The following is a 26,098-nucleotide window of genomic DNA, read 5'->3' as shown; positions in this document are numbered from 1 at the left end:
TAATGGTGGGTGCTACAGGGATCGAACCTGTGACCTACGCCTTGTAAGGGCGCCGCTCTACCAGCTGAGCTAAGCACCCTATCATAAATTTCATACCAAATGATAGAAATTTAAAAAATGATTCTATATAAAGTAAATAATATCATATTTTTTATATTCATAACAAATATGATTAACAATGTTGTTAATTTACAGCTTCTTTTAATGTTTTCCCTGGTCTGAATTTTGGTACTCTAGTTTTTTTGATTTTAATAACTTCTCCAGTTCTTGGATTTCGTCCATTACGAGCTGCTCTTGTTGATACTGCAAAAGAACCAAATCCAACTAGAGTGAGTGTATCTCCTTTTTTCATAGTTTCTTTGATTACGTTTATAAAAGCATCAATCGCACGGTTTGCTGCAGCTTTAGAAATATCAGCACTAACAGCTATTTGATCGATAAGCTCGGTTTTATTCATATAAATATCCCCTAAGAATTGTTCCTAATTTTATAAAAAATAAATTGTTTATAACAAATTATATATCAACATTAAGCCTGTTACTAAAGATGATGTAATTAATAAAATTAAAGTGTTGTTTGGATAAACATATAAGCATACAATCAGTCTATTTAACAATAGTTTCTTTGACGTACGCTTTCGTACAAACATAAAGAACTAGCTACACTTACATTTAAACTTTCTACCGCCCCTAACATAGGTATATTAACTAAATAGTCACATGATTCTCTAGTTAGACGGCGCATACCTTTACCTTCAGACCCCAGTACCCATGCCATGGATTTAGTAGCATTTACTGTATATATATTGTTTACAGCATTTTCATCAGTACCAACTAGACATACATCCATATCTTTTAAATCTCTCAAAACTCTAGCGAGATTAGTTACCATAATATATGGTGTGATATCTGCTGCTCCAGATGATACTTTATAAACAATATCATTTATACTAGCTGATCTATTACGAGGAGCTATAACAGCATGTACACCAGCAGCATTAGCAGTTCTTAAACATGCTCCTAAATTATGAGGATCAGTAACTCCATCAAGGATTAGCAATAAAGCAGGTTCTTGAAGATCATCTAGAATTTCTTCTATATCATTAGGTAACTTGACTTCATTGCATATAGCTACTACTCCCTGATGTCTCATGCCACCAGTCATATTATCCAGTCTATTTGTTTCAACATGGCAAACTTTACAGCCAACATTATTTATTTTATCTAATAAAAAAATACTTCTTTTATCATGACGTTTGGCGTCAATATATATGGTTTTAATAGATTCAGGATAATGATGTAGTCTGGCAAGAATAGCATGAAATCCAGCTATAGTCTTTGTAGATGACATATATAAATTATCCTTGTTGTTAATAGTATTATTTAACTAACCCCAGTACAACTTGCCCTTGTTCTATATTCACAAGCTTAATAAGCACTCTGATTTTTCCACCTAAATTATATGATATTTTTGATTCTTTGTTATAAAAATAGTTCATATCTTTATCATATTTAAATTTTTCTTTTTTTAATTCTGATATATGTAGCATTCCGTCTATAAACATATTTTCTATATTTACAAACATACCATAATTTAGAATATTTGTTATAATTCCATTGAAAAATTTACCTTCATATTTTTTTAAAAAACTTAATAACATCCAATTATGAGCATATCTAGAAGCTTCATCTGCAGACCGCTCACAGATAGACATATCATTTCCAAACTTTATAAGTTCATCATTAGAAGTTCCATGCAATGGATTATGATTTGTCGAGTTAATTATTTTCTTTATCATCCTATGATTAAATAAATCCGGATACCTTCTAATTGGAGATGTGAAATGAGCATATAATTCATACGATAACCCAAAATGACCTATATTATGTATGCTATAAGATGCAGGCTGCATTGCCTGCAAACAGGCTAGTTGTATAATATTAAAGTTATTCCTATCTCTTATGTCTTCTAGAAAATTATTTATGCCTTGTGATGTAGAAAAATTATAATTATCTATTTTAATATTTTGAGTTGTTAGAAATTTAGTTAAGTTATTAACGGAGCTATTCGAAGGTTTGTCATGTACTCTATATAGACAGATATTTTTATTTATATAAATGAAGTGTGCTGCACAACTGTTTGCGGCTAACATGCATTCTTCAACTATTTTATTTGCAATATATCGTTCTTTTTTTACTACTTTTTCAATGTGTCCATTTTCTGAAAAAATTATTTTATTTTCTTGCATTTCAAATGCTATAGACCCTCTTAATTTTGAAGCTATCGAGAGAATATTATATGCTTGTTGAAGATTATCAATATTAACCTTAACATCATCGTCAATATTAATATTTTTATCAGATATAAACTTGTCTATACTGTCATAGCTCATTCTTGCTTTTGATTTGATAATTGCTTGATAAAATGAGTAATTTTTAACTATATGATCTTTATCTGATAGTATGCTTTCAGATACTGTAAATTGACAAACAAGCACTAATCTTTTTTCTTCAGGTATTAAAGAACAAATATTGTTTGATATTTTTTCAGGCAACATAGGAACAACATATTCTGGAAAATATATACTTGTCCCTCTCTCAAATGCCTCCTGATTTATTTCCATATCAGGTTTTACATATTCTGATACATCTGCAATAGCTACAAAAACTTCCCATGAAATTATTCCATTTTTATCAATTATTTTTTTGCAAAATAATGCATCATCAAAATCACGAGCATTTTCATCATCTATTGTAATAAATGGTAAACTCGTCAAATCAGTTCTATTTTTTTTAAAAGAGCTTATATCATTTGTGATGCTTTCTAATTCTTCAAATATTTTTTCATTGAAAGAATTTCTGATATGAAATTTTTCTAAAGAAACTTTAGTTCCTATCTTAGGATCATTGATATTACCGATATACTCTTTTATATTGCCTACGGCTAATGAATAAACTGATGGTTGTTTTATTATATCAATAATAACCACTTGACCCTCTGATAAATTTTTATCAGGCAATATAATTTTATTATTGTATTTTGGTTCTATAGGTATTAAATAAAAATTATTTTCTCTTTTGATAATTTTACCTATTATATTTTTAGATGAGCGTTCTAACACTTCTAAAATTTTCCCTTCTGTACAATTTAAGGTTTTGTTATATTTTACTTTTTTTACTTGTACATGATCGCCATGAAAGACTTTGCGCATTTCCTTGTGATTTATAAAAATTTTCTCACTGTTTGTTGATAGAACACCAGTGCCGTCATTTTTAAGTGTAACTTTACCTGTTAAAACAATATTGTTTATATTTATTGATATATATCCTAAATTATCAATAACAATCTGCTCATCCTTTTGCATAGCAGCTAGACGTCTTTTCAGGCTAGTAATAGTTTTCTTTTGTTTTATTTGTAATAAATTTGCTATATCTAGTTCATTTAATTTTTTATTGTGTTTTCTTATGCAAGAAACAATTTCTTCTCTCGAAGGTAAATTATGATCAAACCAGTTTGGAATTGTTTCATTTAATTTAATATTATTTTTTTCTAATTTTGCCAAAGTAATTATTTCCGTATATAATCCGTAACGTTATATGTAACATTATCAATGTTAATCTAAAACAAATTTATGCCCAGGTGGCGAAATTGGTAGACGCGCATGGTTCAGGTCCATGTACTTACAAGTATGGAGGTTCAAATCCTCTTCTGGGCACCAATGTTAGGTGAAATTTGTAATAGATATTATTTCATTATAAGATAGTTTTTTAGAAAAAAGTTATAAAAACCACCTTATTTAGTTATTTTGTTAAATATTATATTGATTTTAGTATTGTTTTTGCTTAGACTATCTTAAATATTGAGATGGCGCATTAGCTCAGTCGGTTAGAGCGACGGAATCATAATCCGCAGGTCCCCTGTTCGAGTCAGGGATGCGCCACCATTTTTCTTTTCTATGAATTGAAATAATTTTTCAATAGCTTATTAGACACTTGAGTTTCTAAAGATAGTGATTCTGAAAGACCTATGTATTTTCTTGGCTCCAGTGTTAATAAATATGATTTTTCTTCTTTTGGCAAATCAAGATTTTTGATAAATTCTCTGAGAGACTCTTTATTAATTCCTCTTCCTCTAGTTAGGGATTTTAATTGTTCATATGGTTTAGGTAAACCATGTTTTCTCATTATTGTTTGTATTGGTTCAGCTAATATTTCCCAACAGTTATCTATGTCATTGTCGATGTTGGTTTTATTGATTTCTAATTTATTTAAACCTCTAATACATGATTTCCAAGATACTAAACAATATCCTAGTGCTACTCCTATGTTTCTGAGCACAGTAGAATCAGTCAAATCTCTTTGCCATCTAGATACTGGTAATTTATCTGACATATGTCTTAAAATACAATTTGCCATTCCTATATTACCTTCTGAGTTTTCAAAATCAATAGGGTTCACTTTATGAGGCATAGTTGATGAACCGACCTCACCTTCTTTTAAAATTTGCTTAAAATAACCTAAAGATATATATCCCCAAATATCTCTATCTAAATCAAGTATTATCGTATTTATTCTGCTAATACTATCAAACAACTCTGCTATCCAATCATGAGGTTCTATTTGTGTTGTGTGAGTGTTTTGTATTAAGCCTAACTTATTTATAACATCACAGCTCAAATTAGGCCAATTTATGTTTGGATATGATGATATATGTGCATTATAGTTGCCAGTAGCACCATTAAGTTTAGCTAAAATTTTTACAGATTTAATTTTTGTTAAAGCTATTTTTAATCTTATTACAACATTAGCAAATTCTTTTCCTATTGTAGTAGGACTTGCTGGCTGACCATGTGTCCTAGAAAGCATAGGTTGATTAGAATATTTTTTTGCTAATTTTTCTAAGTTATCTATTAAGTGTTCTAAAACAGGAACTAATATCTTTTCTCTAGTTCTTAGTAGCATTAAAGCGTGAGATGTATTATTAATATCTTCAGATGTGCATGCAAAATGAATAAATTCTGAAACTTTATCAAAGTTTGCTATAAAAGATATTTTTTCCTTTAACCAATATTCAACTGCTTTCACATCATGGTTAGTGGTTTTTTCTATTTTTTTTATATCATCAGCATCTTTTACTGAAAAGTTTTTTATTAAATCATTAAGTTTTTTGTGTTCTTCATCTGAAAAACGTTTAATTTCTGGTAAATTATAATTTGATAAAGCAATTAACCAATTGATTTCTATTTCTACCCTATGTGCCATGAAAGCATACTCAGAAAGAAATGGTCTTAACTCATTTACAGAAGAAGCGTATCTTCCATCTAGGGGAGATAAAGCATTAAGTTTTTCTAACATGGTTATTAACTCTCTTATTAATTATAACTAATAAATTTAAAAAAATACTACAATTATATAACACAAAACTAGTTAACAAATGATACCACCACCTAAGCATACATCATTGTCATATATAACTAAAGATTGTCCTTTTGTTATTGCCCATTGTGGTTCAAAAAAAGTAATTAATGCCTTTTCATTACCAATAAATTTAATTTTACATTTGGCTTCGGATTGTCGATATCTAGATTTTGATGAATAGTCATTTTGCTCTACTTTATCTGGAGGAAAACCATTTATCCAACTAATATCATTTATTTCTAATGTTTTAGAGTAAAGCATTTTATTATCATGATCTTGTACAACATAAATAATATTTTTATCTAAATCTTTTTTAAATACATACCAAGGATTTTTTTGTGAAGAGAATCCTTTTATTCCACCTAATCCCAATCCCTTTCTCTGTCCAATAGTATAAAAAAATACGCCTTTATGAGTTCCTATTTCTTTTCCATCAATTGTTAATATTGGACCTTCTTTTTCTTTTATATACTTGTTTAAAAAATCAGCAAATGGTCTTTCTCCAATAAAACAAATGCCAGTAGAGTCTTTTTTTAGAAGCATTATGTAAACCTATTTTCTTTGCTATTTCTCTAACTTGGGTTTTATATAAGTTTCCTATAGGAAAAATAGCACTAGAAAGTTGATTTTGATTTAACTTATATAAAAAATAGCTTTGGTCCTTATTTGAATCAACAGCCTTCAGTAATTGGAATTTATTATTTTCATTTTTTATTCTAGCATAATGTCCAGTAGCTATTTTTGTAGCGCCAATTTTTAAAGAATGCTCCAAAAAAGCTTTAAACTTTATTTCTGAATTACATAAAATATCTGGATTTGGAGTTCTGCCCATAGAATATTCTTGAAGAAATATAGAAAAAACTTTTTCTTTATATTCTTTAGCAAAATTTATATATTCGAAATCTATTCCAATTAAATCAGCTACACTTGCTGCATCTAATAGGTCTTCTTTGATATTACAAAATGAGTCGTTACTATCATCTTCCCAATTTTGCATAAATAACCCAACTACTTTATAACCTTGTTCTTTCAAAATAAAAGCAGCAACAGAAGAGTCAACTCCACCAGACATTCCAAGTACTACTAACTCTTTATATGTTTTTTTTGCCATAGAGCCTTTAGTTAAAAGCTATTGAAATACTTTATTAAAAAATAAAGACACTCTATATAAGATGTCTTTATTTTTATTGAATTATAAAAAACTAATCATGTGTTTGTGATAAGTATTGGCGACGAGTACGAACTGCACTAGCTAATCTATTAAGAACTTCAACAGTAGTATCCCATCCTATACAAGCATCTGTAATACTTTTACCATAAACTAAATCTTTTCCAGGTATAAAATCTTGACGTCCAGCTTCTAAGTAGCTCTCAATCATAATTCCAAATATTCTTGACTCACCATTTTCAAGCTGTTTGCATATATCTTCAATTACTAATGGTTGATTTTCTGGTTTTTTATTACTGTTTGAATGACTTGCATCTATCATTAACCTAGAGGCTAAACCAGATTTGCCCATTTCTTCGCTTGCTTTTTGAACACTAATGGCATCATAATTAGGTTCTGTACCACCTCTCAAAATTATGTGGCAATTTTCATTACCATCTGTAGATACTATTGCGGAATGCCCGCCTTTAGTAACAGAAAGAAAATGATGTGGCTGAGAAGCTGTTTTAATTGCATCAATTGCTATTTTAATATTTCCATCAGTTCCATTTTTAAATCCTACTGGGCAAGATAACCCAGATGCTAATTCACGATGAACCTGACTTTCAGTGGTTCTTGCACCTATTGCTCCCCAAGAAACTAAGTCTGCTATATATTGTGGTGTAATCATGTCTAGATATTCACATCCAGCTGGTAATCCTGATGAATTTATTTCTAATAGTAAAGATCTAGCTAACCGTATTCCTTTGTTAATGTTAAAACTAGAATCCAAATCAGGATCATTTATTAATCCTTTCCAGCCAACTGTAGTACGTGGTTTTTCAAAATAAACCCTCATTACTATTTCAAGTTCTGATTTTAAGCTTTTTCTTATTTCACTTAGTTTTTTTGAATACTCAGTAGCAGCTTTTACATCATGTATTGAACAAGGACCTACTACAATAACTAGTCTATCATCAACACCATACAATATCTTATGAATTGCATTTCTTGCAGAATGAACCGTTTCTGAAGCTTCACGAGTACACTCCAGCTCTTTCATTACATTTGCAGGTGGATTTAATTCTTTAATTTCACGGATACGAATATCATCGGTATTATAAGTCACTATGCTACCTCACAGAACTGTTATATAATTTCAAAAGTCAAATAAGTTTTTTATCTAACCGCTAATACAAAAATAATTAATATTCTTTCTTATACAAATAAAAGTTTTTGATTAAATAAATATTTATGTCATCGATAATAAGCAATATAATTATTTTTTGCAAATCTTTGATGTTAAGAATTACTTGTACCACCTACTGTCAACCTATCTATAAGTATTGTTGGCATTCCAACTCCAACAGGAACACTTTGTCCATCTTTACCACAAGTACCAACTCCAGAATCAAGCTTTAAATCATTTCCAATCATTGATATTTGATTCATTACTTCTGGACCACTACCTATCAAGGTTGCACCTTTTATAGGTTTAGTTATTTTTCCATCCTCTATCATATATGCTTCAGATGCAGAAAAAACAAATTTACCGCTAGTTATGTCAACTTGCCCTCCAGAAAAATTAGCAGCATAAACACCATAATTTACAGATGAAATGATCTCTTCTGGATGGAATGAACCAGATAACATATAAGTGTTTGTCATTCTTGGTAATGGTATATGAGCAAAAGATTCTCTTCTACCGTTACCTGTTGGTTGCATTTTCATTAATTTTGCATTCATTATATCTTGCATATAATTACACAAAACTCCATCATCAATTAAAACATTGCTTTTTGTAGAATTACCTTCATCATCAACATTTAGAGAACCTCTTCTTCCTTCAATCGTACCATTATCTATTACAGTAACACCTTTACTAGCAACTTTTTCACCAATTTTGCCAGAAAAAACGCTTGATCCCTTACGGTTGAAGTCTCCTTCTAATCCATGGCCTACCGCTTCATGTAATAAAATACCTGGCCACCCATTTCCTAATACTACTTTCATTTCTCCAGCAGGAGCTTCTTTAGCTTCTAAATTTGTTAAGGATTCTTTTATTGCTTGATCTACATAAGAACTTAGTATTTCATCAGAAAAAAAAGAAAAATCAGATCTTGACCCTCCTCCAGCATGTCCTGTTTCTCTACGACCATTATCTTCAGCAATGACGGTCAATGACAATCTAACTAATGGTCTTACATCAGCAACAAGTTTTCCATCACTGGCTGATACAAGTATAACCTCATACATAGCTGATAAATTAGCCATAACCTGTGTTATTTTATGACTACTTTTTTTAGCCATCTTTTCAATTTTTTCTAGTAACCGTACTTTGCTATCAGCTGTTAATGTATCCAATGGGTTTATAGGCTGATATAAATTATATTGATAATTAAATGGTAAAGTTATCTTTTCGTGATGCTTTGAGCCAGATCTAGCTATATTACTAACTATTTTTGATGATTTTATAAGAGAGTCTAGAGATATTGAGTCTGAATATGCAAAAGCAGTTTTTTCTCCACTAATAGCTCTAACCCCAACTCCCTGATTAATGGCAAAATTTCCATTTTTTACAATTCCTTCCTCTAAACTCCAACTTTCTTTTATAACATATTGAAAATATAAATCAGCATAATCAACTTTATTAGAAAGTATAGTGCCCATAGCCTTATCTAAACTTAGTTCATTAAGGCCAAATGGATCTAAAAGAGTTTTTTGTGCAATATGTAAATTATTGTTTCGAAGATTATTTATTTTCATATATGATTCTTATCTGTATTGTAGTTATTACAATTAATATTTTTATATTACTATAACAGACTAGTAATATATTTTTTAGTTTGACTTGAGTGTTCTAAAATCAAAACACTGTTTTAAGTCATAAAAATTGCGATCATTGAATGATCTTACTTTTAAGTAATATTAGATATTTTAAAATTTTATTATTTAACGTAGTTCAATAAGTTTGTAACAATAATAAATTTCTCTACCTTAATAGGTTCACCTTATTAATTATTTATGATTGATAATCTAGAATTAGTATTGATAATAATATTTCATTGAATATTTAACTTTAATTAACAATAAACAAAACAAATATGCTACCAGTAAAAAAGTTTAAAAAACCAATAACTATAAATCGCTTTGATTATAGAGAATTTCCTTTTTTCATACAAAAAGTTGATTTGCAAATAAATCTTGATGAAAATTGTACTATAGTTACAAATACAATGGAAATACAAAGAAAAATAAAATTTCAGGATGATGACTTATATTTAAATGCAGATTTTAATGAGTTAGCATTAATAGATATCATTCTTAACAAGAAAAAACTAAGTAAGGATAATTATATAGTACAAAAAGATTTTTTGCTTATAAAACAATTTCCTGATTCTGGGACTTTAACAATAATAACAAAATGTTTTCCATCAGAAAATTTAACTATGATGGGCTTGTACTTATCTAATAAAAATTTTATCACTCAGTGTGAGCCAGAGGGATTTAGAAAAATAACTTGTTTCCCAGATAGACCTGATGTAATGTCGAAATATTTAGTTACATTAATTGCAGATGCAAAATACTCTACATTACTTTCTAATGGCAATTTAATAAGTAAAAAAATATTACCTGATGGAAAAAAGGAAGCCATTTGGGAAGATCCTTTTCCAAAGCCTAGTTATTTATTTGCATTAGTCGTTGGTGAATTTTCATGTTTAGAAAAAAAATTAAAACAATTGATGGCAAAGTAGTAACTTTACAAATTTATAGTGATCCAAAATTCCAAAATAAAACAGAATGGGCAATGTATTCGCTAGTAAAAGCTATCAGATGGGATGAGTATAGATATAATCTAAAATTAGATTTGGATCAATATATGATAGTAGCTGTCAATGATTTTAATATGGGAGCTATGGAAAATAAAGGTTTAAATATTTTTAATTCATCATACATATTGGCAGATGAAAATACGGCCACAGACTCTGATTATGAAAATATAATTACTGTAATAGGTCACGAATATTTTCATAATTGGACAGGGAATCGAGTTACATGCAGAGACTGGTTCCAATTAAGTTTAAAAGAGGGCCTTACTGTTTTTCGTGAACAAGAGTTTTTTAGTGATGTTATGTCTGATTTAGTTAAAGATGAAGAAACAAAACTAACTATAAAAGCTGTAAAGCGTATTGATGATGCTATAAATTTAAGGTCAAATCAATTTCCAGAGGATTCTGGTCCTATGGCACACCCTATACGCCCTGATAATTATCAAGAAATAAGTAATTTTTATACTGCTACTATTTATGAAAAAGGATCAGAAATAATTAGAATGCTAAATAATATCTTAGGTTATGAAAATTTTTTAAAAGGTATTAATAAATATTTTAGTCTTTATGATGGTAAAGCAGTAACATGCGATGATTTTTTAAATGTTATGCAATCTATATATAAAGAAAGAGAATTTAATTCAATCAATAATAAAAATTCCGATTTCAGCATATTTAAGAATTGGTATAAACAAGCAGGCACTCCTACTATTAATGTAGTTATAAAATATGATGAAAATAAAAATACATGCACAGTTATACTTAATCAAGAATGTGATTTTGTTGGGATAGAAAACAATAAGCAGACTTTTTTTAAAGAAAAAAAACCTTTCCATATACCTTTTGCTATTGGTTTTTTAGATTACAACGGAAATAGTATAAATTTAGTATTAGAAGACGATAATAAAAATTATTACAATACTAAAGATACTTTTATTCTTGAACTATATAAAAAAACTCAAAGCTGGACTTTTAAATCTATAAATAATCATCCTATTCCTTCCTTATTGAGAAATTTTTCAGCACCAGTTAAAGTGAATTATAAATATAGCACCAATGAACTATATATATTAGCTAACCATGACAGAGATTATTTTGCTCGTTGGGAAGCTCTTCAAGAGTTAAGTATTCGCAAAATACTAGAAAATATGACAAATAGTTCTAATTTAAGAATTAATGAAGAATATTTTGAAACTTTTAAAAAAATAATATCAAACAAAAACCTAGATAATTCCTATTGTGCAAAACTCTTAACTATTCCTAATGAGAGTATATTATTCAATCATGTAAAAATCATAGATCCTATTTTAATAACAGAAACTCGTTACGGATTAATTAAAACAATAGGATATGAATTGTCAGACTACTTTTTGTCTAAGTTAGAAAAGCTTGAAAATGAAGAAATAGTTACTTCAGAAATATATGATCCTAGATTAGCAAACAATCGTTTATTAAGAAACTTGATTATAAAATATCTTCTAGCAAGTGGGAATAATTATATTGAGGAAAAAATTGAAAACTACTTCTATACTTCTAAGAATATGACAGATTCTATTGCGATGCTATCGAATTTATTAATTTTGGGAGATGAAAATAAAGCAAATAAAGCAAAATTATATTTTTATAATAAATGGAAAAACAATAATTTAGTAATAGATAAGTGGTTTGCAATACAATCTTCCTCAAGATGTACTGGAATTAAAGAAATTAAATGTTTGATGAAACATCCTGATTTTTTTCCTCAAAACCCAAATAGAGTAAGATCATTAGTTTTCCAATTTTGTTTCAAAAATTATTTACATATGCATAAAAATGATGGCTCAGGATATCAATATTGGGCTGAACAAGTCATTAATCTAGATAAGATAAACCCAGAAGTTGCAGCTAGATTAGCTAGAGCATTAGATAATTGGTATTGTTTTACCCCTGAATTAAAATCTCAAATGTATGATGCTATTGAGATTGTTTACAAACGTGATGATTTATCAAGAAATACTTTTGAAATTGTTTCAAAAGCCTTGAATATTTTTTAAGGAGAATTATTTGAATAATATAACTCTATCAACTTTTTTAAAAAAACAACTTGATTGTTCTAAGATAGATAAAAATTTATTAGTTTTGTTAAATACAATTACTAATTCTTGCAAAAAGATTAATTCTATTATTAGAAATGGGAATGAATATGATATTTTTTCTGAATCTAATACTATTAATGTGCAAGGAGAACAACAAAAAAAATTAGATATTATTGCTAATGAATTAATTATAAAAGATTCAGAATGTATATCTTGTTTAGCAGGGATAGCTTCTGAAGAAGTAGAAACAATATATGAAATACCAAATGCATATATTAGAGGTGATTATTTATTATTATTTGATCCTTTAGATGGATCGTCAAATATAGATGTAAACATATCTATTGGCACAATATTTTCTATATTAAAAACAGATGATAATGATAATAGTATTACAGAAAAAAGTTTTCTACAAAAAGGAAAAAAACAAATTGCAGCAGGTTATATAATATATGGACCACAAACTAATTTAGTTTTATCTATTGGAGATGGAGTTTTATCTTTTATTTTAGATAGTTATAATGAATGGGTATTAAAAGAAGAAAAAATTACCATACCTGTACATAGCTCAGAATTTTCAATAAATGCTTCTAATATGAAGCTTTGGGATTCTAGAATAAAACAATATATAGAAGATTGCCTTATGGGAACTGACGGTCCATTAAAAAAGAAATATAATATGCGATGGGTTGGATCAATGGTTGCTGATATTCATAGAATCTTGAGAAGAGGTGGAATATTCCTATATCCCAAAGATTCAAATTCAATTAATGGTAAACTGAGACTTATGTATGAAGTTAACCCAATGAGTTTTTTAATTGAACAAGCTGGAGGATTAGCAACCAGTGGTACAGAATCTATTTTAGAAATAGAACCAAAGGAACTACATCAAAGAATTGGTGTGGTTCTAGGTTCAAAAGCAGAAGTAGAAATTATAAAAAAATATTATCAATAATACAATGAGTAGCGTGATATCCCTATTAAAATATCACGCTACTTGCCAATTATGCACAATTAATTAATGCTTTCTATTCTTAATCTAGTCACTTTTGATTGTACTACAGGCAAAGATTCAATCTGTTTAATAGCCTGATTAATATTTCTTTCTATAGATTCATGAGTGATGAATATAATATCTGCTTCATTTTTACTATTAGAACATATTTCTTGTATCATAGAACCAATAGATATGTTAGAAACAGCTAAGATTTTCGATATTTCAGAAAGAACTCCAGGTTGGTCGATAACTCTTAATCTTAGATAATACGATGTAGAAATTAACTCTATTGGTAAAATACGAGCATCTGATAAAGCATCTGCCTGAAATGCTAAATGTGGAACTCTATTACCTGGATCAGCTGTTTGAAGCCTTGTTACATCTACTAAATCAGCGATAACAGCTGAAGCTGTGGGTTCACCACCTGCCCCTTGTCCGTAATATAGTGTTGGGCCAACAGCATCACCTTTTACAAATACTGCATTCATAGCCCCTTCTACACTAGCTAATAAACAAGATGATGATATTAAAGCTGGATGAACTCTTAATTCAATACCATCTGCTCTATATTTGGTTATAGCTAATAATTTTATACGATAACCTAATTTTTCTGCATAAGTTATGTCTTCTGAAGACAATTGAGAAATACCTTCAATATAAGCACTCTGGAATTGAACAGGAATACCAAAAGATAATGAAGCTAACAATGTTAATTTATGAGCTGCATCTACTCCTTCAATATCAAAAGTTGGATCAGCCTCTGCATATCCAAGTTTTTGTGCTTTAGATAACACCTCTTTAAATGGCAATCCAGTACTTCTCATTTCAGATAATATAAAATTAGTAGTGCCATTAATAATACCAGCTATAAATTTTATGCGATTAGCAGTTAAACCCTCTCTAATTGCTTTTATAATTGGTATTCCTCCAGCAACAGCTGCTTCAAAAGCTACTATTACTCCCTTGGATGAAGCTTTTGCAAAGATTTCATTTCCATGTTTTGCTAGCATAGCCTTATTGGCAGTAACTACATGTTTGCCATTATCGATAGCTTCTCTTACTAAATCTAAAGCTATAGTATCACCACCTATCAATTCAACAACTATATCAATATTTGGATCCCTTACTATATCGTAAGCATTTTGAATAACTTCAGTCTTGCCATTGACCAAAGAACGAGCATGATCTACATTCAGAGTAGCAATTTTAGAAATTTCTATATTTCTACCAGCACGTCTTGCTATTTCTTTTGCATTTCGATCTAAAACAGTCCAAGTGCCACTACCTACGACACCCATACCAAGCAGGCCAACTTTTATAGAATCCATTAACACCACCATTTTGTTAAAATATATATAACCACATCAATTCAAACTAAATAATAACATGAGCTTATTCATATTGTAATATACTTATCAAAGACATAATTATTATTATTTAGTATACATAAATATATAATTATTTACCTTTATGATTAAATTACATTTTTTATAAAAAATAATTAAACCATTGTTTAATAAAAAAGGATTTCCATTTGAAGTTATATTTAGAAAATATAGAATCTGTAAATATAATTGATTCTTATGGCAATGGTTTTATAACCGTTAATAAAGAAAAATATATTGGCTCAATTTTCTTTGGAAAAAAGGGAAATGTAAGGAATTGGGAAATAAATAAACATATTGATATAACATCAGAAAAAATTATGTTGTTATTGAATAGTTTTTGTAATGATGTTGATAAGCAAAAGAAAGTAGAAATAAATCATAATGAATATTTACCTGAATTCTTATTAATAGGAACTGGAAATTCTTATGAAATTATAGATAATGATGTATTATTGCCACTATATAAAATGGGCATTAGCGTAGAAATTATGAATACTAGATCAGCAATATATACTTATAATATGTCAATATTGAATAATAGAGATGTTATATTTGCTGCTATTCCTATGAGGGATAATATTTAAAGTTATGGATAATTTTATTATAAAACCAGCTCCAAAATTTCAAGAAGATAGCACATTAGGTGTAATTAAACTAGATGATTATCTTCATAGAAAAAACTTAATATTGTTTTTTTACCCTAAAGACAACACACCTGGTTGCACTAAGGAAAACCTTGAGTTTAAAGATTTATATAGAGAATTTTCTATAAGGAATACAGAAGTTTTGGGAGTATCCAGAGATAGTATTAAGTCACATGAAAATTTCAAATCAAAATTTTCATTACCATTTCCTCTTATATCTGATCAAAATCAAAATATATGCTCTCTATATAATGTTTTAAAAAAGAAGAATATATATGGAAAAACTGTATTAGGTTTAGAAAGAAGCACTTTTCTAATTAATACTGAAGGTAATATTATAATGGAATGGCGTAAAATCAAGGTTGATAATCATGCTACGCAAGTATTAGATTTTCTGGATAAAACATTAACTAATAAATAGTTTTTATATCATTAATATGAAATTACCAGTTATTGGAATAACCATGGGCGATCCATTTGGAATCGGACCTGAAATTATTGTAAAATCATTTTTAGCTAAATTCTTAGTGCCAACAGTTGTTTATGCTGACCCTTACATTATTAGCAAAGCAGCCAAATTAATAGGAAAGAAAATAAATATTAGGTTATTAAAATCTAATGAACTTTTTTCTAATAATTTAATTGCTGATAGCTCCTATCTAAATATTATTAATTGTTACGAAATAAAACCAGATGATTTTAAACCATCAACAGTTAGTGAAATAGCAGGAATTTCTTCGTACAACTGTATTAAAAATGCAGTTAGTGATGCTCTATCTAGCAAAATAAATGCAGTAGTAACGTGTCCTATAAACAAAGAATCTTTTGCTAAAGCTAATATAAATTTTCCAGGACATACAGAATTATTAGCTAAATTAACTAATAGCAAAAAATTTAATATGATGATGATTAATGATTCTTTAAGAATTATCTTAGTTACGATTCATTTGCCACTATCCAATGTAAGTAATAGCATAAGTATTTCATCAGAGTTGAATTCCATAAAAATGGCATATAATGCATGTAAAATGCTTGGCATTGAAGATCCTCGTATAGCTGTAGCTGGACTTAACCCACATGCTGGGGAAAATGGCAAATTCGGTATTGAAGAAATTAAATTTATTAATCCAGCCATAACTAAAGCTAGAAATGAAGGTATAAATGTATCTGGTCCATGGCCTGGAGATACGGTCTTTATGCAAGCAAGAACCGGTAAGTTTGATATAGTAGTTGCACAATATCATGATCAAGGATTAATTCCAATAAAATATTTAGGTATAGATAGCGGTGTTAATATAACACTAGGATTACCAATAATCCGAACTAGCGTTGATCATGGAACAGCTTTTGATATTGCTTGGAAGGAAGGCACAGCAAGCCCAGATTCTTTATTAAATGCTATTAACGCAGCAGTAGATATATTCAAATCTACTACTAAATAGACGAGGTATTAGCAAAATTCAAAAATCTTGTTGTAGGCCCTTGGAATGTTAATTTAATAGTACCAATAGGACCGTTCCTTTGTTTTCCTATAATAATTTCTGCTATTCCTTTTTCTTGCGAATCAGGATTATATATTTCATCTCTATATATAAATAAAATTAAGTCAGCATCCTGTTCAATCGCACCTGATTCTCTTAGATCACTCATAACAGGTCTTTTGTTTTGTCTTTGCTCTAAACTACGATTTAACTGTGATAAAGCTATTAATGGGCAATTTAATTCTTTTGCTAGACCTTTCAATGAACGGCTAATTTCAGAAATTTCTGTAGCCCTATTTTCCTCACCATTGCCAGACATCAGTTGCATATAATCTATTATAATTAATCCTAGCTGTCCACATTGGCGTGATAGTCTTCTAGTTTTAGCTCTGACTTCCATCACATTCAATGCAGGAGATTCATCTATATAAAGTTGGGCATCTTGCATACTTTGTATAGCATTAGTTATCTTTGGCCAATCTTCTTCTGTTAATCTACCTGTACGAATTTTATGCTGATCTATTACTCCAATAGAACCAAGCATTCTCATAGCCAATTGAGTGGCACTCATTTCCATGGAAAAAATAGCTACTGGCAAACCATGCTCTATTGAAACATATTCTCCTATATTCATAGAGAAAGCAGTTTTACCCATAGATGGGCGACCAGCCACAACAATTAAATCACCAGGTTGCAAACCAGATGTCATTTTATCTAAATCTATAAAGCCAGTAGGAACTCCAGTAATATCAGAATTGCTATCACGACTATATAATTCATCTATTCTTTCTACTACTTGCGATAATAGAGGCTGTATTTCTTGAAAACCAATAAAATTAGATATCCGATCTTGTGCTATTCTAAAAACCTTAGCTTCTGCCTCATCTAATATTTGTTTGGCATCTTTTCCTTTTGTATTTAAAGCATTCTCTGATATTTCTTCTGATATGCTAATTAATTTTCTTAAAATAGCACGTTCACGAACTATTTCTGCATATCTACGTATATTTGCAGCAGAAGGTGTATTGTGAGCCAATGCATTAAGATATTCTATACCACCTACATCTTCTGATTTTCCAGAATTTAACAATGAATCATTAATTGTAATAATATCAACAGGACGGTCAGCACTGATTAATTTTTCTATATGTTTCCATATAATCTTATGCTCATTTTTATAAAAATCTTCTTCTTTTATAACATCAGATACTTTATCCCAAGTACTGTTATCTATAAATAATCCACCCAATACAGACTGTTCTGCTTCTATAGAATGAGGTGGAGTACGTAGATAATCTAAATCTTTTGATTTATTATTCATAATTATTTCATTGAAAAAAAATCATATTACCAATTATGGTTTTTGGATTTAAAATTTTAATGTATAAGAATTTGAATTAAATCAAATTCTTATACAAGAAATAAATTAAGAATTTTCTTTAGAAACTAATATAGTTATTTCAGAAACTACATCAGGATGCAGTTTTATTTTAGCTGAAAATTCACCAATTGTTTTTATATGCTCGACTGATAAATTTATTTGAGATTTATTAATATCAAAACCAGATTTTTTTAAATGCTCAGATACATCGGAATTAGTAACAGAACCAAAAAGTCTTCCATCAACACTTGATTTCTGATGTATAAGTAATTGGAAACCAGATAATTTAGTACTAATATCCATGGCAGTATTAAATTTATCTAATTGTATTTGTTCCAGTTCTATTCTTTTATCTTCAAATTCTTTTATAGCATTTTTTGTAGCACGACGCGCTATTTTCTTAGGAATTAGGTAATTTCTTGCATATCCATCTTTAACACGAACTACATCCCCTAAATTACCTAGCGATGACACTTTTTCTAATAAAATAATTTCCATATTAACTCATATCTATTTATGATTATCTGTATAAGGCAATAATGCTAAAAAACGTGCTCGTTTAATAGCAATTCCCAATTGACGTTGATATATAGCTTTTGTGCCAGTAAGACGTGCTGGAATTATTTTGCCATTTTCTTGTATAAAATCTTTTAAGATGTCCACATCCTTATAATCTATTTCTTCTACTTTAGCAGCTGTGAACCTGCAAAATTTACGACGTTTAAATAAAGGATTTTGTTGGACAAATTTGCGTTTTTCCTTAGGTTTTCGATAGAAAGACATTTTAATACCTTTAAATTATTTTGCAAATTATAAATAATTGTACAAATAAAAATTTTAATTATAACTAAATTTAATTTAGTCATCACTACTTGTTATTTTTTGCAAATGAAATCTTAGAATTACTGAATTTTTGTATATTGGAGCCAAAAAACCAGTCGCAAAAAATTCCTTATCGTATGGAGTTTTATCTAAAGATATGGCTAAAGTTCCCAAAGCAATAGCCTTAATTGTCAAATTAATATTACGTTCAATATTATATTCCAATACTTTAGAAAAACTACTTAAGGTCATTTCTAATACCGGAATTCCAGCATAATTATACCTTATAGAATCTCGATTTAGAATCCTTGCATTAAGACTAAGAAAATTCATAGAAGATAAACAAAAACTACTCTTCTATTATTTCTAACTCGTCTGTTGAAGAATTAGAAGACTCTTCTTTATCAACTGTTTTCATCATAATAGATGGCTCTGTCTCAGAATTTTTCTTTTTAATTATCATATGCCTTAAAATAGCATCATTATAGCGAAAAGAATTTTCCAATTCATCTAGAATACTTTGTGAACACTCAATATTTATACAAATATAATGCGCTTTTACTATTTTATTTATTTGATAAGCTAACTGACGCCTACCCCAATCTTCTACTCTGTGAATAATACCATTAGCTTCAGTAATAGTAGAAGTATATCTCTTTATCATCGCAGGAACCTGTTCACTTTGGTCTGGATGAACTATAAACACAATTTCATAATGTCTCATTATAATAAAACCCCTTATGGATGTTTAGAAAGTACCTTATACAGTAATTCAAAACAGCTAGATAAAAATATCTAGCAAGTAATAACAAACAGATAAAGCAATAAAAGTAATAATTATTTAAAATATTTACATCTAATCTAGATTATACACTTTTTTCAACCATAGCGTATGCTGAATGATTATGTATTGATTCAAAATTTTCTGCCTCTATTCTATATTTTTTTATATTTAAAAATTTTTTATCTATACTAGCAGCTAGATCACGAACCAAATCCTCAACAAATTTAGGATTTTCATAAGCATATTCTGTTACATATTTTTCATCAGGCCTTTTTAATAAAGACCATAACTCACAAGATGATTCTTTTTCAGCCAACACAATAAAATCTGACATTTTAATATCAGAATAATCATTAAAAACAAGTGATATTGTAATATTAGATCTTTGGTTATGAGCTCCATATGAAGAGATAGCTTTAGAACATGGACATAAACTTGTAACTGGAATTTGTATAATAAGCTCAAATTCAGTTTTTATTTTTTCAGTAGCTCTAACTATCCATTCAACTTTATAGTCCATTAGGCTTTTAGATTTTGATACAGGAGCTGTTTTTTCTATAAAAAAAGGAAAAGATAATGAAATATCGCCGTTAATAGCATTTAATAAAGTTAACATTTCCAAAGACATACTACCAAATAAAGCAGGAGTCAGTATTTTAGTTCGATAATTTTCTAATAAAACTATAAATCTAGACATATGGGTTCCTTTATCATTTTCTGATAGTGAAACAGTCATAGTCCAATTAGCTATGGTATTTTGAATTATAGAACTAGCATCTGAAATATTAGTTGGCAAGCAAATATTACGAATCCCAACACGCTTTATAGGAATTTTTCTAGCATCTACTAAGCTTTGTATATCTGGTATCACAGAATTTGTATTTATTTTGTTAATATCCATTTATTATATAATCAGTTAATTAATTTTTTTTAATAAAATAAAGTATTTAATGAAATAATTTTATTAAGCTATAACAATAATTTATGAAAAGTAGATTTAATAGAAAGTTCTATTCCATTACTATCTAATCCTATTTCAGCAATTAATTGTTTAACATCCCCATGATCGATAAATCTATCAGGTATACCCAATTGAAGAACTGGAATATATAAATTATTTTCATGCAAAACTTCTAGTACCGCACTACCAGCTCCTCCCATTATAGAATTATCTTCTAAAGTAACAATAGCTCTATGAGTTTTAGATAAACTAATAATTAATTCTTTATCAATTGGCTTAACAAATCTCATATCAGCAATAGTTAAATTCATTGAATCAGCAACAATATTTGCTGTATTAAATAAAGTACCAAATACAAGAATAGCAATATTTTTACCAAATTTTCTAACTATTCCTTTACCAATATCTAAAGAATTTAATTCTTCATCAATATTTACACCAAACCCTTCACCTCTAGGATACCTAACAATCGCAGGACCATTATATAGATAACATGTAGTTAATAGTAAACGTTGTTCATTTTCATCAGAAGGTGTAGCGATTATTAAATTTGGGATACATCTTAAAAAAGATATATCATAATTACCAGCATGTGTAGCTCCATCAGCTCCCACTAAACCAGCTCTATCAACTGCAAAAGTTACATCTAGATTTTGAATAGCTACATCATGTACTAATTGATCATAACCTCTTTGTAAAAAAGTAGAATAAATTGCTACTACTGGTTTTAATCCATCACATGCCATACCAGCTGCAAATGTAATTGCATGTTGTTCTGATATGCCAACATCAAAATATCTACTTGGGAAAAGACTCTCAAATTCTACCAACCCACTACCTTCTCTCATAGCAGGAGTAATTATTATTAAACTATCATCATAGGTTGCCATATCACAAACCCAATTGCTAAAAACTTGAGTAAAAGTTTTATTGCAAGTTTTTTTTGATTTTATGATGCCAATATCTAAATCGAATTTGCTTGGACCATGGTATAATATAGGGTCTTTCTCAGCTAACTTATAACCTTTGCCTTTTTTTGTTACAATGTGCAAAAAATTTAATCCAGATTCTTGTTTGATGTTTCGCAACACATTAGCTAAATTAGTTACATTATGACCATCAATTGGCCCATAATATTTAAAACCAAATTCCTCAAAAAATGTCACAAAGCTAGTATTATTAATTTTTTGATGCTCAATATGTACTATATCATCAACAGCTTTAACATTAGCGTAAAAACGACCTTGCATTAAATTATTGAAATATTTATTCAAAGCTCCTACTGGTGGAGAAATAGACATATGATTATCATTAAGAATAACCAAAAGATTTATATCTTTCATTACACCAGCATTATTTATAGCTTCAAAAGCCATACCAGAAGAAATCGAACCATCACCAATTACTGCTATATGTTGTCTATTCTTTAATTTTTTTTGCTAGCTGCATAAGCCATTCCTAACGCAGCAGAAATAGAAGTGGAAGAATGAGCAGTACCAAAGGCATCATAACAAGATTCAGATCTATTTGGAAATCCAGATATCCCATACCTCTGGCGTAAAGTCCCCATTTTTTCTCTTCTTCCAGTTAATATTTTATGAGGATAAGATTGATGTCCTACATCCCAAATAATAATATCATTTGGTGTATCAAATACATAATGTAATGCTATTGTTAATTCTATAACTCCTAAACTAGATGAAAGATGCCCCCCAGTTTTAGAAACAATCTCCAAAACTTCTTGTCGTAATTCCTCAGATAACTTACTAAGACAATCAAAATTTAATTTTCTTAGATCAGATGGAAGATGAATATTATCTAATAATTTAGGAAACATAAATTTATTCTATAAGAGTTTTTAAATTTTTTATTAAAAATATTCTCTAGAGAGAATAAATAAAACAAATATATTATATTTTTGAGAAATAAACTTCACTAACTATAACAATATACAGAATTGCTAATTTTTTCAGATATTTTTCGATAAAAAAGTAAACAAATTTATTTTTTTTGATAAAATTAATTATATATTGTTGGTAATTAGCAAAATAGATGCAATATCCACTTATGAGTCTATAGATAGCAAATAACAAGTATTTCTAAAAAATAACTGTCATATAGGTACAAATTTATTCTTCACCTAATTCATTACTATCTAAAGGCTTAAGCAATTCACCATCTAATACTTTTATAGTTTCTTCAGCTTTTGCAATATGATTTTGACAAAAACGAACTAAATTGACACCACGACGATATAATGATAGCGAATCTTCTAAAGTTATATTTTCTTGTTCCATATTAGAAACTAGCATTTCTAACTCAAGCAGCGCTGTTTCAAAATCTAAATTTTTCATATTTTCCAATGAACTTGATGTATTATTTTTCATAGTGATCTCCGTAATATTTTTGCTTCTAACATTTAGTTTACAATTTATTTGCAAATATTATAGATAATAAATAAATATAAATAATTAGTTCAAAATTATAACGTTGGAAAGTTAGCATAAATTATATGCTAAATACAGATCATTTAAACTAAAAAAATGACAACATCTAACAATGTTCAAATCTGTAACAATACAATTGTTTCTTGGAACGTTTAAGAAATATAATTTAGCAAAGCTAAAATTACATAAAATATAAGACAAATTATATAGATTATTAAATCTGGTGGGCCCCCCGAGAGTCGAACTCGGCACCAACGGATTATGAGTCCGCTGCTCTAACCAGGCATGAGCTAGAGGCCCAGATAAACAACTATAAGGTATTTTTTTTAATTTTGCAATAAAAAATTTAACTTAATTATTATCTAAAAAACTTTTTAACTTTTCAGCTCTACTAGGATGTCTTAGTTTCCGTAACGCTTTAGCTTCAATTTGTCTAATTCTTTCTCTTGTAACATCAAATTGTTTACCTACTTCCTCCAATGTTTGATCTGTATGCATTTCAATACCAAACCTCATTCTTAAAACTTTAGCCTCTCTAGGAGTCAAAGAATCTAATACTTCTTTAACAATATTCTTCATAGAACTATGTAAAGCAGAATCAGAAGGAGCTAAAGTGTTAGTATCTTCTATAAAATCACCTAAATGAGAATCGTCATCTCCTATTTGAGTTTCCATTGATATAGGTTCTTTAGCTATTTTAAGAATTTTCCTAATTTTATCCTCTGGAATATCCATTTTTTTGGATAAAACTGAAGGATCTGGCTCTAAACCGGTTTCCTGCAAAATCTGACGGCTAATACGATTCATCTTATTTATTGTTTCTATCATATGTACCGGAATCCTGATAGTTCTAGCTTGATCTGCTATAGAACGTGTTATAGCTTGCCTTATCCACCAGGTAGCATATGTAGAAAATTTATATCCTCTACGATACTCAAATTTATCTACAGCCTTCATTAGGCCAATATTACCTTCTTGTATTAAATCTAAAAATTGTAAACCTCTATTCGTATATTTTTTAGCTATAGAAATAACTAGACGCAAATTAGCTTCAGTCATTTCTTTTTTTGCTTTAAGAGATTTATTCTCTCCAGTTGTCATTTGTTTATTGATTTCTTTAAATTCTTGAATTGGTAATACAATTCTCTCCTGAATTTCCAATAATTTTTTTTGCTTATTTTGTATAAGCAAAACTAATGGTTCTAATGCTTGAAAATATTTACTATTAATTATAGGCTCTGCAAACATCCATTGAGTATTAGATTCATTTCCTATAAAACACTGAAGAAAAAGTTCTCTTGGCATGCCAACCTTATCTACACATATATTTATTATAGATTTTTCTACAGACCTTATTTCTTGCATATGAGATCTAATTGAGTCAGCTAACTTAGCTATCATTTTAGCATTAAATCTTACACCCATTAATTCTTGTTGTATCAAATTTTTTGCTTCTAAATAATCTTCAGAGTTATATCCATTTTCTACATAAGCTTTTTGCATTTTTTTAAAATGACTAGTAACGGCTGAAAATTTTTCTAAGCTTTTTGTACGCAACTCCTCTAATTGCTTTGCAGACATTATACCCGATGACATATCTAGCAATTCTTCATTTTCTGAAAGATGAAAACTTATGTTAGGATCACAATCTGAATTATCTATAAGAGCATCTACAATCTCATCTATTTGAAGTTGATCATTATTTACTTTCTCTATATCTAATAAAATTTCATTTACAGTCGTAGGACAAGCAGAGATAGCTGATATCATAAGGCTCAAACCATCTTCAATTCTTTTTGCTATTTCTATTTCTCCTTCCCTTGTTAAGAGTTCGACAGTTCCCATTTCACGCATATACATACGTACAGGATCTGTAGTTCTACCAAAATCAGAATCGACAGTTGTGAGAGCAGCCTCTGCTTCATCTTCAACATCATCATTAGAGATTACAGTATTATTTTCACTCATTAATAGTGTATCTATATCTGGAGTCTTATCATAAACAGCAATCCCCATATCACTAAAAGTTGCAACTACTGTATCAAACACTTCATCATCTGCTAAATCATCAGGTAAACTATCATTAATCTCGCCAAATGTAAGATATCCTTTTTCTTTACCTAATTTAATAAGATTTTTAAGATTATTACGACGATTTTCATATTCTTCTTGGGAAATTGGCCCTTTTAGAATTAAATCCTTAGGATCATTTTTGCTACGTCTACTTCGTTTACTAGATTTAGAATAAGTTAGCATATCTACACTATTATCTGCAGATAAACCATCGAAAAGCTCATCATCACTCTCAATAGAGTCATCATTAATTACTATGCTAGATTTTTTAGCTAATTCAGCAACTTTAATTGATACTAATAGCTCATCTCCATCTATTAAATTTTCATTATTGACATCTTTATTAGATTTTAATATTTTATTTTTAACAATTTTCTTAGATTTTTTTAAATTCTCTAATTTATTAAATTCTTCATAAGATGGAATATCACTACTATCATCGCTATGATGATTTAAAGTATTATTTTTATTTTTATTTGAAACATTTTTATCTTTGTCTTTAGACTTTGTAATCATACCTTTTCCGTGATATTAAAATTTATTAATAAAGATCAAACAATTATAAAATTAAGAATTAACAAGTAGACATTTCATAAATAAGATTTTATTTATAAACAGCATAATTACTCATAATGGTTATGAAAATCATAA

At 28.8% G+C, this 26,098-nt stretch carries 21 protein-coding genes, 4 tRNA genes and 2 pseudogenes; 8 read left to right on the top strand and 19 right to left on the bottom strand.

Going from position 1 to position 26,098, the window contains the following annotated elements; translation table 11 throughout:
* Positions 1–3: 3 nt before the first annotated feature.
* The 4 genes from CKCE_RS01300 to rnr all read right to left on the bottom strand — a co-directional run bounded on the left by CKCE_RS01300 (position 4) and on the right by rnr (position 3,562).
* A tRNA-Val gene (locus tag CKCE_RS01300) sits at positions 4–79 on the bottom strand.
* A gap of 105 nt (positions 80–184) precedes the next feature.
* A complete protein-coding gene (locus CKCE_RS01295) occupies positions 185–457 on the bottom strand; it encodes an HU family DNA-binding protein (RefSeq protein WP_015238520.1) in 273 nt (90 codons plus the stop codon).
* A 152-nt stretch (positions 458–609) separates the two neighbouring features.
* Entirely contained in the window at positions 610–1,350 is a 741-nt protein-coding gene (gene rlmB, locus CKCE_RS01290) for a 23S rRNA (guanosine(2251)-2'-O)-methyltransferase RlmB (protein ID WP_015238519.1), read from the bottom strand.
* 28 nt (positions 1,351–1,378) lie between these two features.
* On the bottom strand, positions 1,379–3,562 hold the full coding sequence (rnr, locus tag CKCE_RS01285) for a ribonuclease R (RefSeq protein WP_015238518.1): 2,184 nt from the start codon (positions 3,560–3,562) through the stop codon (positions 1,379–1,381).
* A 71-nt stretch (positions 3,563–3,633) separates the two neighbouring features.
* Between rnr and CKCE_RS01280 the strand changes: the two genes are divergently transcribed.
* Both CKCE_RS01280 and CKCE_RS01275 read left to right on the top strand, forming a co-directional pair.
* Positions 3,634–3,718: transfer RNA gene (locus CKCE_RS01280), tRNA-Leu, on the top strand.
* A 148-nt stretch (positions 3,719–3,866) separates the two neighbouring features.
* Positions 3,867–3,943, top strand: a tRNA-Met gene (locus CKCE_RS01275).
* 10 nt (positions 3,944–3,953) lie between these two features.
* Here the strand turns inward: CKCE_RS01275 and purB are convergent.
* The 4 genes and pseudogenes from purB to tldD all read right to left on the bottom strand — a co-directional run bounded on the left by purB (position 3,954) and on the right by tldD (position 9,330).
* Positions 3,954–5,354: an adenylosuccinate lyase gene (gene purB / locus CKCE_RS01270; protein ID WP_015238517.1), complete on the bottom strand. Its 1,401-nt coding sequence runs from the start codon at positions 5,352–5,354 to the stop codon at positions 3,954–3,956.
* Positions 5,355–5,426: 72 nt separating this feature from the next.
* Positions 5,427–6,528 (bottom strand): annotated as a pseudogene (gene mnmA / locus CKCE_RS01265) (tRNA 2-thiouridine(34) synthase MnmA).
* Between the two features lie 91 nt (positions 6,529–6,619).
* A complete protein-coding gene (gene aroG, locus CKCE_RS01260; RefSeq protein ID WP_015389106.1) occupies positions 6,620–7,693 on the bottom strand; it encodes a 3-deoxy-7-phosphoheptulonate synthase AroG in 1,074 nt (357 codons plus the stop codon).
* 173 nt (positions 7,694–7,866) lie between these two features.
* Positions 7,867–9,330 carry a metalloprotease TldD gene (gene tldD, locus CKCE_RS01255; RefSeq protein WP_015238513.1) on the bottom strand — a complete coding sequence of 488 codons (1,464 nt, stop codon included), beginning with the start codon at positions 9,328–9,330 and terminating at the stop codon, positions 7,867–7,869.
* A gap of 338 nt (positions 9,331–9,668) precedes the next feature.
* Here tldD and CKCE_RS04005 point away from each other — a divergent pair, with 338 nt between their 5' ends.
* From CKCE_RS04005 to CKCE_RS01245, 3 genes are read left to right on the top strand one after another with little or no spacing between them, the layout of a single operon-like run.
* Entirely contained in the window at positions 9,669–10,319 is a 651-nt protein-coding gene (locus tag CKCE_RS04005) for a gluzincin family metallopeptidase (RefSeq protein WP_015238512.1), read from the top strand.
* Positions 10,280–12,427: an aminopeptidase N gene (gene pepN / locus CKCE_RS01250; protein WP_225968714.1), complete on the top strand. Its 2,148-nt coding sequence runs from the start codon at positions 10,280–10,282 to the stop codon at positions 12,425–12,427. Before CKCE_RS04005 ends, pepN begins: the two co-directional genes overlap by 40 nt.
* Positions 12,428–12,437: 10 nt before the next feature.
* Positions 12,438–13,424 (top strand): class 1 fructose-bisphosphatase, encoded by a 987-nt coding sequence (locus tag CKCE_RS01245; RefSeq protein WP_015238510.1) that lies wholly within the window; start codon positions 12,438–12,440, stop codon positions 13,422–13,424.
* A gap of 59 nt (positions 13,425–13,483) precedes the next feature.
* On the opposite strand, the gene CKCE_RS01240 is transcribed toward CKCE_RS01245, so the two are convergent.
* Positions 13,484–14,794 carry a homoserine dehydrogenase gene (locus CKCE_RS01240; protein WP_015389108.1) on the bottom strand — a complete coding sequence of 437 codons (1,311 nt, stop codon included), beginning with the start codon at positions 14,792–14,794 and terminating at the stop codon, positions 13,484–13,486.
* Positions 14,795–15,000: 206 nt separating this feature from the next.
* On the opposite strand from CKCE_RS01240, the gene CKCE_RS01235 reads away from it, so the two are divergent.
* Genes CKCE_RS01235 through pdxA form a run of 3 tightly spaced genes read left to right on the top strand, consistent with a single transcriptional unit; the run spans position 15,001 to position 16,940 of the window.
* Positions 15,001–15,438 (top strand): Mth938-like domain-containing protein, encoded by a 438-nt coding sequence (locus CKCE_RS01235; RefSeq protein WP_015238508.1) that lies wholly within the window; start codon positions 15,001–15,003, stop codon positions 15,436–15,438.
* A 4-nt stretch (positions 15,439–15,442) separates the two neighbouring features.
* Positions 15,443–15,919: a peroxiredoxin gene (locus CKCE_RS01230; RefSeq protein ID WP_015238507.1), complete on the top strand. Its 477-nt coding sequence runs from the start codon at positions 15,443–15,445 to the stop codon at positions 15,917–15,919.
* A gap of 16 nt (positions 15,920–15,935) precedes the next feature.
* Positions 15,936–16,940: a 4-hydroxythreonine-4-phosphate dehydrogenase PdxA gene (gene pdxA / locus CKCE_RS01225; protein WP_015238506.1), complete on the top strand. Its 1,005-nt coding sequence runs from the start codon at positions 15,936–15,938 to the stop codon at positions 16,938–16,940.
* Here pdxA and CKCE_RS01220 read toward each other — a convergent pair.
* From CKCE_RS01220 to rpoD, 10 genes and pseudogenes are all read right to left on the bottom strand, one after another.
* Positions 16,933–18,300 (bottom strand): replicative DNA helicase, encoded by a 1,368-nt coding sequence (locus CKCE_RS01220; RefSeq protein WP_015238505.1) that lies wholly within the window; start codon positions 18,298–18,300, stop codon positions 16,933–16,935. The two genes, pdxA and CKCE_RS01220, sit on opposite strands and share 8 nt — an antisense overlap.
* Before the next feature lie 105 nt (positions 18,301–18,405).
* Positions 18,406–18,858: a 50S ribosomal protein L9 gene (gene rplI, locus CKCE_RS01215; RefSeq protein ID WP_015238504.1), complete on the bottom strand. Its 453-nt coding sequence runs from the start codon at positions 18,856–18,858 to the stop codon at positions 18,406–18,408.
* Positions 18,859–18,870: 12 nt separating this feature from the next.
* Positions 18,871–19,143: a 30S ribosomal protein S18 gene (rpsR, locus tag CKCE_RS01210; protein ID WP_015238503.1), complete on the bottom strand. Its 273-nt coding sequence runs from the start codon at positions 19,141–19,143 to the stop codon at positions 18,871–18,873.
* Positions 19,144–19,218: 75 nt separating this feature from the next.
* Entirely contained in the window at positions 19,219–19,515 is a 297-nt protein-coding gene (locus CKCE_RS01205) for a primosomal replication protein N (RefSeq protein WP_015389109.1), read from the bottom strand.
* Positions 19,516–19,531: 16 nt separating this feature from the next.
* Positions 19,532–19,906: a 30S ribosomal protein S6 gene (gene rpsF / locus CKCE_RS01200; RefSeq protein ID WP_015389110.1), complete on the bottom strand. Its 375-nt coding sequence runs from the start codon at positions 19,904–19,906 to the stop codon at positions 19,532–19,534.
* 142 nt (positions 19,907–20,048) lie between these two features.
* The gene (gene folE2 / locus CKCE_RS01195) at positions 20,049–20,867 is read right to left on the bottom strand and encodes a GTP cyclohydrolase FolE2 (protein WP_015238500.1); all 819 of its coding nucleotides are present in this window, start codon (positions 20,865–20,867) and stop codon (positions 20,049–20,051) included.
* 68 nt (positions 20,868–20,935) lie between these two features.
* Positions 20,936–22,764, bottom strand: a pseudogene (gene dxs / locus CKCE_RS01190) (1-deoxy-D-xylulose-5-phosphate synthase).
* A gap of 292 nt (positions 22,765–23,056) precedes the next feature.
* The gene (gene xseB / locus CKCE_RS01185) at positions 23,057–23,314 is read right to left on the bottom strand and encodes an exodeoxyribonuclease VII small subunit (RefSeq protein ID WP_015238497.1); all 258 of its coding nucleotides are present in this window, start codon (positions 23,312–23,314) and stop codon (positions 23,057–23,059) included.
* 281 nt (positions 23,315–23,595) lie between these two features.
* A tRNA-Ile gene (locus tag CKCE_RS01180) sits at positions 23,596–23,674 on the bottom strand.
* 51 nt (positions 23,675–23,725) lie between these two features.
* The gene (gene rpoD, locus CKCE_RS01175; RefSeq protein WP_015238496.1) at positions 23,726–25,963 is read right to left on the bottom strand and encodes an RNA polymerase sigma factor RpoD; all 2,238 of its coding nucleotides are present in this window, start codon (positions 25,961–25,963) and stop codon (positions 23,726–23,728) included.
* Positions 25,964–26,098: the final 135 nt, after the last annotated feature.

Source organism: Candidatus Kinetoplastibacterium crithidii (ex Angomonas deanei ATCC 30255), assembly GCF_000319225.1.
GTDB classification, from domain to species: domain Bacteria; phylum Pseudomonadota; class Gammaproteobacteria; order Burkholderiales; family Burkholderiaceae_B; genus Kinetoplastidibacterium; species Kinetoplastidibacterium crithidii_B.
This window is presented reverse-complemented; position numbering and strand designations above follow the sequence as displayed.